Below are 13413 nucleotides of genomic sequence, written 5' to 3'. Positions count from 1 at the left end.
TGACGGTCGCATGAGTAGCCTTTTAGCTACCCATGCGATCCAAGGTTCCTATTGATGTGCTGACTTTGAAGCTCTTGCCAGTCGGTTGAAAATCCAGCAGGCCAGCACTACAACGATCAGCAGCGGTGGAAAGCGCACCATCAGAACCACCAGCAGTAATATTGACAGGCAGCCAGCAAAGATGCCGGCAAATACGAATACTGCGGCGAGGGTGCGTAGCAGTAGCTTCATATCGTCTCCTTACAGGTAGCCTTGCTCAGCCAGCGACACACAGCCTTCGTGGCCCACCACGATATGGTCGAGCGTTCGAATCTCAACCAGATTCAGTGCATCCTGAAGCTTACGCGTCAGAGTGCGGTCAGCCTGGCTAGGCTCCGGATCACCTGAGGGGTGGTTGTGCACCAGGATCACTGCGGCAGCGTTCTGCTCAAGGCAGATCTTGACGACCTCTCTTGGGTAGACGCTGGCTCCGTCCAAGGTTCCACGGAACAGCTCCCGAAACTGCAGCACCCGGTGTTTGCTATCTAGCATCAGCAAGGCGAAAACCTCGTGCTCATAGTCGCCCAGCAACGTCTGCAAATGGTTAAACACCGCTGTTGGCGACGTGAGCGATCGGCCCCGGCGAAGGCGTTGGCTGGCCAGTTGCTGGGCCATTAATAGGATGTCGGCTTCGCTCACAGGTGACTCGATCAGATAGGTGCCAGTGGCTTCACCGGCTTTAAGCTTGTGCAGTTTCATCGTGTGCTCCATGGGCCGGCTGGCCGGTATTATAGATTCGGCCCGCAAATAGTTTGAATTATGCGGGGAATTGCGGCATCTTCTGCACATGGAAAAAGAAGATGCCAGAAAGCTCAGCCCAGCTGAACAACACGAGCGCCGCAGGCAAGTCATCCGCGCCTACAAGCGCGGGCGAAGCCGCACGCAAATTGCCGAAGAAGTTGGCCTGAGCTACCCCGCCGTAAGCAAAACCATTGAGCGTTACGAAGCACTTGGTGCCGCAGGACTGGCGCCGCGAACCCGGGGTCGACGCCCCGGAGAAGATCGCGCGCTGACCGAAGATCAAGAGCAAGCCATCCAGCGCCTAATCTGCGACAAACGCCCTGAGCAGTTGAAGATGGAGTTTGCGTTGTGGAGCCGTGCGGCCGTGATGCAACTGATCGAGCGGGAGTACGGCGTGGTGCTCCATGTGCGTTCGGTGGGCAAATACCTTGCTCGCTGGGGTTTCACCCCTCAAAAGCCCATCAAGCGTGCGTACGAGCAGTCACCGGTGGCCGTTCAGAAGTGGCTCGATACCCAGTACCCGCAGATCGCCACACGCGCCAAGGCCGAAGGCGCCGAGATTCATTGGGGCGACGAGACGGCGCTGGTCAATACCGATGTGCGAGGGCACAGCTTCGCACAGAGAGGCAAAACGCCGGTGACGTTGGCGGTGGGCGGCACACGCCAGAAGCTGTCGATGATCGCCACGGTGACCAACCAAGGCAAGGCACGCTGGATGATCATTGATGGCGCTTTCAATCACGCGCGCCTGATCGAGTTCTTCGAATCTCTGGTCAAGGATGCGGACAAGAAAATCTTCCTCATTCTGGACAACTTGGGCGTTCATCACTGCAAGCCGGTGAAGGCCTGGCTGGCAGAGAACGCAGCCAAAATGGAGGTGTTCTACCTGCCCAGCTACAGCCCCGAGTTGAACCCGGAGGAACGGTTGAATGCCGATCTCAAGCACGTCATCAGACGCAAAGTGCCTGTCCGCACGAAAGCCAAATTGCAGGCTGCCGCCGTTGAGCACATGACCGCGCTGGAGGCCAAGCCAGAAGGCATCAGATCCTTCTTCCAGGATCCTTTCGTCAAGTATGCCGCCTGAAACTATTTACGGGCCGAATAAATAGGGATTCACTTGTTTCGCAGAGCACAAGGAATGCAATGTCGAATATCTACCGCTACCTGAGCTCAATCAGCGCCGGTCATCCGATCAACTTCGAGGTTTTTGCTAAGGAGTTGAGGAAGCAGGGCAAGGGTGCAGGCTATCTGCACGACACGTTTTCAGCGTCGAAAATCGGAAAGAGCAGCTATCAGGTGGCTGTCTTGCGTGAGGACCGCTTTGCTGAGCTGCTTCGTGAACACGCCCCATCAGAAGTTACGGGCCGTATTGGTGCCGCTTTCGATGGAAATAGCCACGCAGTAGCAGTAAGTGGCTCGATTTTGATAACACGAAGCGTGGTCCATCCACATCCAAGCGTGGTTCTTCTGAGCAAGCACGGATGGGATGCGCCTAACACTCCCCGACCAGCAGCGTTGTTGGTGGAGAATCTCGAGAACTTCCTAGCTCTCGAACAGACCGTCGACATCCTGGCCGACTGCGGAGTAACTGAGCAAAATGAAAATCTCGACTTCATTTTCGGTGCCGGCAATCAGATTACCAGCAGGTTGAACATGCCATTTCTCAGTCAGTACCAGAGGCTATATTGCTTGTTTGATGCGGACCTAGGCGGGCTGACGATGTATCGAACCCTTCTCAAAGGGTTGCCAGAAGGGCACAGGGTTGTGTTTGTGTACCCTGATGATATCGCCCACAGATTAAGCGCTTCCAAATGCTTACTAAATCAGCAAACGAGACATGATCTTCTAGAGTTTGTTGGTCTGTCCAAGGAAACCAATGAGCTGATCGGATTTATGCGAGGCTCTCATAGAGCGCTAGAGCAGGAAACCTATTTGATGCCGGCAACGACAAGGGACTGATGATGTTGAGCGACTCCTACGCGTTCCAGGACATATACAAATTTCACAGACTGATTTTTGTTAACAGTGCTGCCTATGCCTACACCGTAATCCGCGTGGACAAGCACACCGCTTTGTGTGGCCAGAACAACCTTGGAAAGACCTCAATGCTGAATGCATTGAAGCTCTTTTTGCTGCCACACGAAAACTTCAAGAGCTGCGATAAGAAATTCGCCTTCAAGGGCCCGGCCGGGACGTACTACTCGACTGACGCTAGCTACAGCTACTACTTCCCGGAAAATCACTCCTTCATCATCCTCGAAGCGGAGAACATGCACGGCCCGTTCTGCCTGGTACTGCACCGTGGGAATCGACCATTCTCATACGGCCGCATGGCAGTACCTTGCGTGTATGCCGACATCCAGCATCTATTTTGGGACCTTGAGTCGCCCATCAATGGGGGCATGGGGGCTCCGATAGAAGGTATCTCACTTTCTGGCGTGCTTTCGGATCTGAGAGCTCGGGGCGGGGAGGCAATGAACGACGGGACTGTCATCCGCCAGCGGCTCTTCGGCCAACACGCACTGAACCGTGAGGAAGGCCGGTTCTGTTTGCTGCCTCTACGGAATGGCGGTACTGCACGTGAGATCGACGCGTGGAAGATGCTTATCCACCTTGCCTTCGATATCGGTGCAAAGGACCGCCGCACTCTGCCGGATACCATCGCCACGATCATCGAAGGAGACAAGGACCGGAAGAATGCAGAGCTGAGTGTCAGTCTCAGCGAGATCCTTGATGACTATGAGAGCCTGAAAAAAGAAGGTGATCGCCTGGCGGACATAGAAAGCGCGCGGAAGCCTTGGGAGCTCTTTGATAGCCAGTTCCAGCAATTTGAGACGAAGTCCGAGCTGATCGTTCGGAATATCGTCGATGTTGAGTATGCCTTGGCAAAAAGGCAGTCCAGCATTCTTGATGAGGTGAAGACTGCGTCTGAGGGACATCAGGCTCTTGAGGCCGCTCACTCTGCGAAAAGGCAGCATCACGGGTTGGTCAAAGCTGAGTATCTGAAGCTTGCAGGAGCACTTAATCTTCGGCAGAAGGATTTGGAAAGTGCCCAAAAGCAGCTATTTAAGGTCAGCGAGATTCTTCGGCGTTACCCTGGCAAAACAGAGCATGAGGTCCGCGAGCTCTTATCCGATCTTTCAGCAGAGTTGACCGCAGAGGTCGAGACCCTGACAAACAAGGCCCAGAGCGCTGAACAACTAGCCCAAGCAATCAGGAGTAAGAACAGTCTTACCCATCAGCGCGACCAACTCCGAAAAATCCTTGATGAGCATGTGGAGACTGTTCTCGAGCAGGTCGATCGTCACAGTGCGTCGGTGCTGAGTAGCTTGAACTCGACGCTGTTCACTAACCTGACTCCTCGACTCAACCCTGACCAGAAGCAAGCCATCAAAGAGTTTGGCTGTCTATTCCAAGAGCGAGATTCTTTCATCAGTTTCTTGAGCGAGGAGACCTCATTCGGTTTCATGTCTTTCGACCCGACCAGAGCAAGGAGGCAGCACGAGCAAGACCTGATCAAGCTGGATGATGATATCAAGGACTGCTATGACCTCATTCAACGCCTAAACGATGACAGTAAATTGACTGCCGAGCAGGCCAGGGATAAGGCCAAAAAACTGAACCGCGAGCGGACTGAAACTGATGAAGATGTTCAACTGCTCAGTCGGCATGGCTACATGCGCGACCAGCAGAAAGCATTGGACCTTGAGGTGGGGGGGCAGACGGTAGAGTTGGCCAAGCTACATAAGAGTGTAGCGGATGCCGCCGGCGAGCTGGAGGACCTAGCAATAGACGCTGAGCGCGCAAAAGAAGTGCTTGCCAGAGTGAGGAAGGAAAACGACGACCTGCGCAGTTACCTAGAGCAGATTCGCAACCTTGCAGAGATCACTTTAGGATTCCTTTCGATCCGCCAAATGAAGCTGGAAGCTCGCGATACGTCCTTTCATCCCAACCAGATCAAGGACATTTCTCAGTTCGCTTCTGAGGTAGCCAAGAGCCGAGAAGCTCTGCAAGTGGCCCTGGATGAATTGCTGAAACGTAACTTGCTGGAGGAGGAGGGCAGAGACTTTGGCTACCATGCTTTCCATGACTTAGGTCGTATGCGTAGCTGTCGGAAAGCTTTCGCGGCGATGTTTGGCACCTTGGAAGGAGAGCAGCAGACCTACCAGTCAAAGGTTACCGCGCATAACTCGAATACCTCTATTCAAATCGACGAAATCAGACACGCCAGAAGGATGATCAAGGAATTCGAGAAGGAGGTAGATGTCCAGCTTTCGGAGTTCAGTGTGTCTGACCTCGAGGCGATCGAGATCTACTGCGTATTGAATCCCCATTTCGAAGAGCTGTTGGTCGATATTGATTCCATAAATCTCATGACAACCGGGCTCCACGAGAAGCGTTTGTATGAACGGTTACGAGCTTTCTGCACCGAGTTTTTTGTTAACGGTGGTCGCCGGGGGACCACCCTGGATATGAGTCTGCTGATAGATCGGGTTGGATACCGGTACCGCAAGCGTGGGCATGACAAGTACACCGAAGAGGATCAGTCCAACGGTACTACGGCAATGATCAACTGCCGTTTGCTATCGATCCTTCTGCGCAGGCTGCTGGTTGCGAATACACAGATCTGTTTGCCATTGGTGATGGACGAGCTGTCGAATCTGAGCCACTTGAATCTGAAGGCTGCGCGTGGCATCGCTGAGTCAGAAGGGTTCGTGCTATTCGGGGCAACACCGGAGCCGACGTCCACTATTGCGAAAGTAATCGAAAACTACATCGATCTTTCGCATTTTCTTGCCACAGACAGAACGTACAGCCACTTGCGTAGGGTGATTTACACAGGTGAAAGCGAGTCGCTGAGAACAAAAAAAGATTCCGCCGATGATGCTGTGGAGATCACTGCAGGATGATCGTTGCAGCAGACAAAACGGTCATGCTCATGATCGAGCACAAGCATATTTTTCTTGATCTTATCGACATCATGGATGAAGGCTCGGCTGGTGAAGAGGTGCCCACTCGCCTGTACGAATCCACGGTAATGAAGCTGCTTGATTCGCTGGGAGACAATAAGTCCGATCGGCAAAAAATTGAAGCGGCCTTCGACGTGCGTAACCTCGTCCGGGCAAGCCTTATATTGCACCATGATACTAAGCGAGGAGTCATTGCTTTCGCCCCGTTTCTGATCGAGTTATTTCGCCACTTTGATAAATCGCGTCTTCGGCAGCTGAGTAGCGCCGATCTTAAGGCGCTGTGCGACAGCTTCAACGATAGTCTTGAAAAGCTTCGCGATTTGACAGTGATTGAGCAGGGGAACGACACGTTCGAGGATGAGCTTAAGCTACTCCGGGAGCGCATCCGCTACGCTCAAGGGAAGATCAAGGAAAGCGTGGACAGCCTTCAGGGACAGACACTTCGTCTGGCTGAGATCGTTGAAGGGATGAGCCTTGAGAACCTCGACGAGGTGAAGCAGGCGCGCGGCGCTTTGCAGGCGATCACCCGAATCTACGGTAGGCATGTTCTTCCCACATTGCAGTTCCTCAATGAGAGGGAACCTTTGAAGGAAGGCTTACCGGCACTCACGGCCTTGCTGCGGATATCTGAAATTTTTCGCGATGCCAAGCTGCCAAAGTTGGGCCAACAGGTTCTCTATGCAGTGGCGTCCATTCGTTCGTACCGCTATGACGTGGAGGTCATCAGCAAATCCCTGCAGCGTTATGTTCACCAGAATGAACGTCAGCGCCGTGAGTACGATCAGGTCGAGAGTGTTTTCAACGACTTGCTGGTTGCATGCCGGGAGCTCCATGACGGAAAGCTTAGGGGCAATCTCATACCAATGGACCATGAGGTGCTTGAACGTTTCTCTACCTTCAAAGGCTTGAGGAGGCAGAGAGCCGAAAGCAAGATTGAATGGCACAACGTAGACCATTGGCTTCACCTTCAGGAGCATCTGAGAAGCAGCCTGGATTCGCTCAATAATATCCGTGTAACGACAACGGCTGTTGAGCCGGCTGGAGAGGATGTGCTCAAAGCCAGACGTGCTTCAGATGTGCGTCGAAAGCTAATTGGGAGGCTGATAGATGAGTGGCCTGTTCAGGCTGGGCCTGACGCCCATGCGTCGCTTCACACACATCTGATCCAGAAAATCAGCGACTACGAAATTGCTGACCTAGTAGAAGGCGTGTCTTGGCTAAAGCACCGAGAGGACATCGTGCTAATCCCTCGATTTCAGCTAGGAGTCATTGAGGACGACAGGCAGAAGCTGACCTATTACAAATTGAGGATCGAGGAGCAGGATAGTGAGACAACAGCTTAGCCAGGCCATCTACAAAGAGTTGATGTCGGGGAAGGTAATCAACAGAGACACCTACGAGAATGGTGAAGTAAAACCCAACCCGCTCTTCGAAGAGGTTCTCAATAGCTACGATCAGAGCTACAAACCCTTGTACCTGAACATCGGCTTTGAGTTGGTAATGCGCAATGGCTTTATCTACATTCGTTCAGTCGAGCGCGATGAGGAGTACAGCGAGGTGGTCAGGAAGATCCAGGTTCTGCTGCTGATCCTGGCCCGTGGACTGCATGAATTGGGCTACCAGCTTGATATTCTGCGTGACGGTGAAGCTGGTGTGTCTGATGGGATCATGGAGGAGATCGGGAAGGGAGAAGACAAGCAAGACGTCATGTCTGCCAGCAACATGAAAGGGGAGGTTCTTGCATCTGCAGTTAGGAAAAATCTCGAGCAGCGTGGGATCACCTACAGGAATGCTAAAGGCAATCTGGTGCTGACTCATGCTGGATTAGCGTTCTTTGACGACGTGTTCAAATACAGTAATTCAGAGCCTGGGGTAGTGATGGTGGCTTGAGTTATGGCTGGGCTATTGTGAAGCGCCGCTTTAGAAAATTAGCAAACTGCTGGTCCGCAAATGAGTGGACCAACGTAGGGGCTTTGCCATACGAGTGCAAGCGTTTGGTCTATACGCTGATACCCGGCCTCGCACCTAGCGATTGCCAAGGCTTTTGGTGATGGTAGCCATGTCTGCAGGCGAAGCTGAATGCGGTCGCTGGGTCATGGCAAAAAATTAGTGGGTGAAACCTTACCGATAGACTGCCTTGGCTGATACCAAGGCGGTCTATCGGTAAGGTGAGAGTTTAGGGATTATAGGTACCCCCGTTCAGCTAGCGACACGCAGCCCTCGCTGCCGACGACGATATGGTCCAGTGTCCTGGTGCCGACCATATTGAGTGCGTCCTTGAGTGTCGTGGTCAGGTGACGGTCAGCGCTACTGGGTTCCGGATCACCAGAGGGATGGTTGTGAACCAGGATCACTGCAGCTGCGTTGTGCTCCAGGGCAATCTTGACGACCTCCCGTGGATACACGCTGGCGCCGTCCAGGGTGCCTCGAAACAACTCCCGAAAGCCGATTACCCGGTGCTTGTTATCGAGCAGTAGCAGGGCAAAGACTTCGTGTTCGTGGTGCTGCAGCAGTGTTTGCAGGTGGCTGAATACGTGTTGCGGATCGGCCAGCAGCCGGCCTTTGGCCAATCGCTTGCTGGCGAACTGCTGGGCCATGCGAAGGATGTCGGCTTCCGTAACCGGCGACTCCATGACATAGGTGCCGGTCGCTTCACCGGCCCTGAGCTTGTGATATTTCATCAGTACTCTCCTGAGGTTGAAGGCATTGGGTGAAGGTGGGCGCATGGTTAGTGGGTGCGGTCAGGTTGCCCGCTGCTGTTCTGCAGGGCTTTGGATTCCAGCTTTTCCGCGAGTGAAGGTTGGGCCGAGGCTGAAGGTTTGGTGGTGGGTGCGGTGGTACGGGTTTCCTCTCCAGGAGCGGAGAAGAACTCTTCAACGATGGCGCTGGTATCTTCCTCGCTGTCTTCGAATGCCCCGTTGTTGAAGCCCTGCCGCGCAGCACGATCCAGTGCTTCTTGATCGAAGCCCGCGTTGCGACGGACTTCATCGGTTTGCTGTGCATCGAGCAGCGCTGCCTCCAGCGAAAGGCCACCACGGACCGTGATGTCGACGTAGAAGATCGGCGTGCCGTGGCTCTGCCGGGTGGACTTACCGCGCAGACGCATCTCCAGGGGTAAGCACGCCAGCCGATTACCGGAGATGGCTTGGAAGTACTGCAGGCGCGCCGCCAGGGTGCGGATGCTGTTGAAGCCAGTGGTGCGGAACACGAAGCTGCCGAGTGGGTCATCGTCGCCGATCACCACGTTCAGTCGCCCGTAAGGCTTGCAGGCGCCACCCTTGGCCAGCGGACAGGCATCCGGCGAGGGGCAGGGCATGGACTTGACCCCATCCTCACATTGCCGTTTGCAGGTTTCTCCGTTGCCGACGCACACCGGACGCCCCGTGTTGCGATCGAACAGGGTGTAGTCGGCGCGGAAGTTGAGATCCGGCTCATTGAACAGAAAGCGAATCGGGATGCTGCGCAGCTTGTCTTCCTGCGTCTGGCGCAGCTCGTCGTTCAGTGGGTGCAGCAGCCAGCCTTCCCGGCCTTGGACTTGCGAGGTGATGGTGAATTGATCGTCCTTCTCCGGCAGGCGCTTGCCGTTTTTCTCGACGACCTTGCCGATGGAGATACGCCCGAGCACCGGCGGGGTGATAGCCAGACCTTTGAGCATGGTGGTTTTCCTTTATCTGAATAAACAAAAGCCACCGGGTCAGCGAGCTAACCGGGTGGCTTGAGAGTGGATGGCTGGATTCAGGCGATCAGGAAGCGGCGACTGCCGTCCTTGACCTTGCTGTAGCGAGCTTGCAGGTAGGGTTTGTCCTTGAGCATGCGCTCCACATCCAGCCCGACGCTGTCCTTGGACTTCTTCCAGCTGATGTAGCCGCTGGAGAACTCCGCTCGGGTGGCCTCGCCCATGGCCTGTTGCAGGGTTTGCTTGAGTTGGGCTTCGCGCTGTTCTTGCTGGGCAATGTTCTTGCGTACTGTTTTGAGCTCCACGTAGGCAATCGACAGCGCTGGATTGGCGCTGAAGTCCATCACCTGACCGTTATCCTCGGGATAGAGGCAGCGCAGGGCGGCGTCTGCTGACGCTGAACCATCGGCAGCCGGCGGAGTGTCGGTTACCACGCACGCCCAGAATTTGCGCTCCAGGTCGATCAGGCGCGCAATCATCTGCTCGTCCCGTTCGATGCGATGGATCTCCAGGTGCTGGCCACCGAGCAGTACCGCCACATCGGCCGCCTGCTTACCGGTAACCGCCAGCTGGTGCATGACCTGCAATTGCACATACTCGGGCACGCCTTCCTTCCAGAGGCGTGCACCGTTTATGCCGGCGGTCTTGCATTCGAGGATCTGCACATCGTCCGCACCGATCACCTCCCGGTCGATGTTGGCGAGCATCCAGGACAACTCAGGGTCAGGGTGCTGCAGCACGGCGTTGATGCGCCGCACGCGGTTGCTGGTGCGCTTGCTGTAATGCCAGGCAACGATAGGTTCGAGGATGTTGCCCCAGTACGCCGGGCTTTCCTCGTCGTGTGGGTCAAGCTTGGGCAGCGTGGTATCGCGGCCGGTTTTCTCCAGCCACAGCTCCAGTTGCGACTTGTAGGGATTGAGGCCGACGGCCGCTGCTGCGTCGGAACTGCCAATGCCTTGCTTACGCACGGCCAGCCAGTCTTCACGCGGCAGTTCCTTGGTGTTGACCAGGCGCAGGGCCGGGCGAGGTTTTACGGTGCTGCTATTCAGGTTCTTGGCTTTCATAACGGTCACCTTGCGGGCATAAAAACGCCCGAGCAGCACAAGGCTGACCGGGCGTTATTGGGTGTGAGGAAGTAAGGAGTTAGGCTGCGAGTTGCAGGGCGGCATCCAGCGCACGTTGTTTGATCTGCGCACCCTGGCCAAACCAGGCCGAGTCTATGCGGTACTCGTTGCTGCGCGCCCGACGTTCATGATCGACGTACTCGGTCACGGCATTGAGCAGCCCCCAGGCGGTACCGCGGGCCGATTCCAGAGTGGCTCCGCGACCTTGCCCTTCGTACAGCGCCTGCACCTTGCGCAGCGCCCGTTCATTGGGCAGTACCTCCGGCAACTGGCTGTTCGGGCTGACTTCGCACAACACGTTCATGAAGTAGCCCATGGCCTCGTGCCATTGCACCTTGCGGTCGGCCAGCGCACGCATGCGGAACATAAACTCGTCCCATTGCGAGACGGCGATGCCGAGTTGCTTCTTCACCGCATTGGGATCGAAGCGGGTGTTATGCGGCACCTTGATCGCTCGGGTGGTGCCATCCAGGGCGATGGTCAGGGTGTTGTTGCAGACAACGCGAACGGTGGTTGGGGTGGCGGTAGTGGCCAGGGTGCCGTCACAGGATGTCGCCAACAGGAGGTAGCCGTTGACCTGATCGTTACCCTTCAATGCGGTCGATTGACCTGTACGGGCCAAGGCCCAAAACTTGCGGCCGCCCTTGAGTACGCCGGCTGTTTCCAGCTCATAGCCGGAGACTTCGGTGAGATCGCGGTAGAACTCCAGCACCTCGCCGGGTTGCACGATCTGGTAGCGGCTGGAGACTACCGACAGCGGTGCCTTGGTGTCCGAGCGGAACAGCACCTTCTGTTCCGGGAAGGAGTGAATGGTGCCCAGGTTGCCAACCGTGTCGGCTTTGAAGTGCACCGGGCTGTGTTGGATCTGCCAGTTCATACCGGCTTCACGTTGCCAGACTTCCAGCGGTTGTTTGGGTGAAAGGCGACTGCCCAGGCCATGCCAGGGTGCTGCGCCAACGTAAGCCATTTGTTCGACGAGATGGGCCATGAAGAGTTGCTCCTGCTCAAGGGGGAAGAGCGCAGCATCGTGGGGGCCGATGCTGGATGGGTTAGCTGGATCAGCTGTTAACGCTGTACGTGTGTCCGCATTCCAAGCATTCGTAGTTGTTCAGTACGCGCTCATCGAGTTGCTCGCCAATTGTTGCTCCGGCCAAACCTCCCGCTGCACCGCCAAACAGCCCGCCAAGAATCGCGCCGGCAATACCCCCGAGGGCTATGCCCACGGGGCCGCCCACAACACCCAGAGCCCCTCCGATTTCTGCACCTGACAAAGCACCAGCAGCTCCACTAGCGGCTCCACCAACAGAGCCGATGACGCCCCCGGTTGTTCGGCCGATATTTTTCGTTATGACACGTCCTGAGTTGCAGCAAGGGCATGGGGTATACATATGCAAATTCCTCTCTATTTCACGCGTAAGTGCTTAACGATCCACTCATCGCTGAGCGTTCATTCGAGTGATATAGGTTTGAATTTATTTTGAATGAGATACCAAACAGGCGGCCCGGCCGTCGCTAGCCGATGAGCGTTCCACGTCTTTATCTCGAACTAAGTTGTTGTAAATTAAGGTTAAAAGTTGCGGCCTTCTACAGCGGGTCGCGCGAGAGGGCGTAGCTCAAGCATTGCCGGACTGCAAACTGGCTGAGGGTTTATGCGTAGTCAGGCTGAATTTGAGTTGCCAGGGCCCGACTCAAACTCCCGTGAGGTGCATCAGGTCGAAATGGAGGTGCGAGGTCTGTGTTTTGCGCGCAATTGGCCGATTTTTGCCGGTGACCACCGTCCGCTACGGGGCGGCTTCCGCCGTTAGTGACTGGCAGCAGTCGGCCAATAGCTGCCTGCCGGAACCAACTGAAATCGACCCAATATAGATAGTCCGTCCTACCCTCACCGATACTGGTAACGGTTGGCAGGTAGCTGTCACGACTTACCACCACCGGCCCAGAATAGCCGATCACGGCCTACATATTCAGGGCCAACTTACCGGCTGTATTGGGTTTACCTGATTCAGTGGCCGTGAGATTATGCAAAATTACGCAGCGATATATTCTAAGGAGGGTAAAGGTTGAGCTCAGATAGCTGGGATGATAACTGCCTAACGCCGCTGGAGCGGGCTGCAGGAGTTGGACGTCTTCTAACTGGCGGGAGCCAATGCCACTGTGGTCAATGGGAGTGCGATTTGGATCATGCACATGAATCAGATGAGCGAAAGAAAAAGATTGAAAACTCAGAGAAGTTCAAAGCTGCAGCGAAGCTTGTCGCGGGCCTCAACAGCAACAGGGAAATCAAACTGGCATTGATTAATAAAGTTTATCATGACAGCTTGCAATCAGCAGTTGTACGATACATGAGCAAAGAAAAGTTGCCAGGATATTACGCCGCCATTCTTAAAAGCAGTGAGTGTATCGATAGGTTATTAGAAGGTGTTTTGTACAAAGTATGCAAAATAGAACCTGATAACATACTTGCTGACCAGATTGGTAACCTAAGCAATGCGCTACGTAAAAATGCTGGCCGACTTACCGCATACGACAGAGTCACCAACGTACAGCAGTTCATTCACTGCACCGTAGATCAGCGTTTTGGTGTGGGTGCATCACGGTCGATTCCAGTTGTACCCATGAAAAATGCACTTTGTGCTGCTCGCCTGCACTTCAATATTTCTGATGTTACTGATCGCCAACCTAGCTATACCGAGTATATTGATACCGTGAGCAACGCTTCGATACAGATAGAATACGATGATCCACGTCCTTCGACGGCGCTCAGCGGAAAGCGATCTTGGCCAAGATGGCGCGTCAGACACCTCAGACCTATTTCCTACTATTTTCCACAAGATCACCGTACAACTATCCAGGCCTTAAAGAA

General features: G+C 54.7%; 13 protein-coding genes. 6 read left to right on the top strand and 7 right to left on the bottom strand.

Annotated elements, in window-relative coordinates:
* Positions 1-48: 48 nt before the first annotated feature.
* Positions 49-231: a hypothetical protein gene (locus PH586_RS21490; RefSeq protein WP_271349849.1), complete on the bottom strand. Its 183-nt coding sequence runs from the start codon at positions 229-231 to the stop codon at positions 49-51.
* 9 nt (positions 232-240) lie between these two features.
* Positions 241-738, bottom strand: coding sequence for a RadC family protein (gene radC, locus PH586_RS21485; RefSeq protein ID WP_271349848.1), 498 nt, complete (start codon positions 736-738; stop codon positions 241-243).
* An 88-nt stretch (positions 739-826) separates the two neighbouring features.
* On the opposite strand from radC (PH586_RS21485), the gene PH586_RS21480 reads away from it, so the two are divergent.
* The 5 genes from PH586_RS21480 to PH586_RS21460 are packed head-to-tail and all read left to right on the top strand — an operon-like array spanning position 827 to position 7640.
* Positions 827-1864 carry an IS630 family transposase gene (locus PH586_RS21480; protein WP_271349847.1) on the top strand — a complete coding sequence of 346 codons (1038 nt, stop codon included), beginning with the start codon at positions 827-829 and terminating at the stop codon, positions 1862-1864.
* A gap of 59 nt (positions 1865-1923) precedes the next feature.
* Positions 1924-2739, top strand: coding sequence for a hypothetical protein (locus PH586_RS21475; protein WP_271349846.1), 816 nt, complete (start codon positions 1924-1926; stop codon positions 2737-2739).
* Positions 2739-5690 (top strand): coiled-coil domain-containing protein, encoded by a 2952-nt coding sequence (locus PH586_RS21470; RefSeq protein ID WP_271349845.1) that lies wholly within the window; start codon positions 2739-2741, stop codon positions 5688-5690. The genes PH586_RS21475 and PH586_RS21470 overlap by 1 nt, the downstream gene beginning before the upstream one ends.
* A complete protein-coding gene (locus tag PH586_RS21465; protein ID WP_271349844.1) occupies positions 5687-7093 on the top strand; it encodes a hypothetical protein in 1407 nt (468 codons plus the stop codon). Before PH586_RS21470 ends, PH586_RS21465 begins: the two co-directional genes overlap by 4 nt.
* On the top strand, positions 7077-7640 hold the full coding sequence (locus PH586_RS21460) for a condensin complex protein MksE (RefSeq protein WP_271349843.1): 564 nt from the start codon (positions 7077-7079) through the stop codon (positions 7638-7640). Before PH586_RS21465 ends, PH586_RS21460 begins: the two co-directional genes overlap by 17 nt.
* Before the next feature lie 293 nt (positions 7641-7933).
* On the opposite strand, the gene radC (PH586_RS21455) is transcribed toward PH586_RS21460, so the two are convergent.
* The 5 genes from radC (PH586_RS21455) to PH586_RS21435 all read right to left on the bottom strand — a co-directional run bounded on the left by radC (PH586_RS21455) (position 7934) and on the right by PH586_RS21435 (position 11938).
* Entirely contained in the window at positions 7934-8431 is a 498-nt protein-coding gene (gene radC, locus PH586_RS21455; RefSeq protein ID WP_271349842.1) for a RadC family protein, read from the bottom strand.
* A gap of 47 nt (positions 8432-8478) precedes the next feature.
* Positions 8479-9405 (bottom strand): recombination directionality factor, encoded by a 927-nt coding sequence (locus PH586_RS21450; RefSeq protein ID WP_271349841.1) that lies wholly within the window; start codon positions 9403-9405, stop codon positions 8479-8481.
* An 80-nt stretch (positions 9406-9485) separates the two neighbouring features.
* Positions 9486-10490: a YqaJ viral recombinase family nuclease gene (locus PH586_RS21445; protein ID WP_271349840.1), complete on the bottom strand. Its 1005-nt coding sequence runs from the start codon at positions 10488-10490 to the stop codon at positions 9486-9488.
* Positions 10491-10569: 79 nt separating this feature from the next.
* Complete coding sequence (locus tag PH586_RS21440; protein WP_271349839.1) at positions 10570-11538, bottom strand: DUF932 domain-containing protein; 969 nt, start codon at positions 11536-11538, stop codon at positions 10570-10572.
* Positions 11539-11608: 70 nt separating this feature from the next.
* Positions 11609-11938 (bottom strand): hypothetical protein, encoded by a 330-nt coding sequence (locus PH586_RS21435; protein ID WP_271349838.1) that lies wholly within the window; start codon positions 11936-11938, stop codon positions 11609-11611.
* Between the two features lie 672 nt (positions 11939-12610).
* On the opposite strand from PH586_RS21435, the gene PH586_RS21430 reads away from it, so the two are divergent.
* On the top strand, positions 12611-13413 hold an 803-nt coding region (locus PH586_RS21430), incomplete at its 3' end, for a hypothetical protein (protein WP_271349837.1).

The organism is Pseudomonas aestuarii (assembly GCF_027988105.1).
Taxonomy (GTDB): domain Bacteria; phylum Pseudomonadota; class Gammaproteobacteria; order Pseudomonadales; family Pseudomonadaceae; genus Aquipseudomonas; species Aquipseudomonas aestuarii.
Note: the sequence above shows the minus strand (reverse complement) of the source record. Positions and strands in the feature narration are given on the sequence as shown.

What these genes read in the sequence shown, in the direction of transcription:
- PH586_RS21490 (WP_271349849.1), bottom strand. Translation starts at nt 231, where the DNA reads ATGAAGCTACTGCTACGCACCCTCGCCGCAGTATTCGTATTTGCCGGC.
- radC (WP_271349848.1), bottom strand. Translation starts at nt 738, where the DNA reads ATGAAACTGCACAAGCTTAAAGCCGGTGAAGCCACTGGCACCTATCTG.
- PH586_RS21480 (WP_271349847.1), top strand. Translation starts at nt 827, where the DNA reads ATGGAAAAAGAAGATGCCAGAAAGCTCAGCCCAGCTGAACAACACGAG.
- PH586_RS21475 (WP_271349846.1), top strand. Translation starts at nt 1,924, where the DNA reads ATGTCGAATATCTACCGCTACCTGAGCTCAATCAGCGCCGGTCATCCG.
- PH586_RS21470 (WP_271349845.1), top strand. Translation starts at nt 2,739, where the DNA reads ATGATGTTGAGCGACTCCTACGCGTTCCAGGACATATACAAATTTCAC.
- PH586_RS21465 (WP_271349844.1), top strand. Translation starts at nt 5,687, where the DNA reads ATGATCGTTGCAGCAGACAAAACGGTCATGCTCATGATCGAGCACAAG.
- radC (WP_271349842.1), bottom strand. Translation starts at nt 8,431, where the DNA reads ATGAAATATCACAAGCTCAGGGCCGGTGAAGCGACCGGCACCTATGTC.
- PH586_RS21450 (WP_271349841.1), bottom strand. Translation starts at nt 9,405, where the DNA reads ATGCTCAAAGGTCTGGCTATCACCCCGCCGGTGCTCGGGCGTATCTCC.
- PH586_RS21445 (WP_271349840.1), bottom strand. Translation starts at nt 10,490, where the DNA reads ATGAAAGCCAAGAACCTGAATAGCAGCACCGTAAAACCTCGCCCGGCC.
- PH586_RS21440 (WP_271349839.1), bottom strand. Translation starts at nt 11,538, where the DNA reads ATGGCCCATCTCGTCGAACAAATGGCTTACGTTGGCGCAGCACCCTGG.
- PH586_RS21435 (WP_271349838.1), bottom strand. Translation starts at nt 11,938, where the DNA reads ATGTATACCCCATGCCCTTGCTGCAACTCAGGACGTGTCATAACGAAA.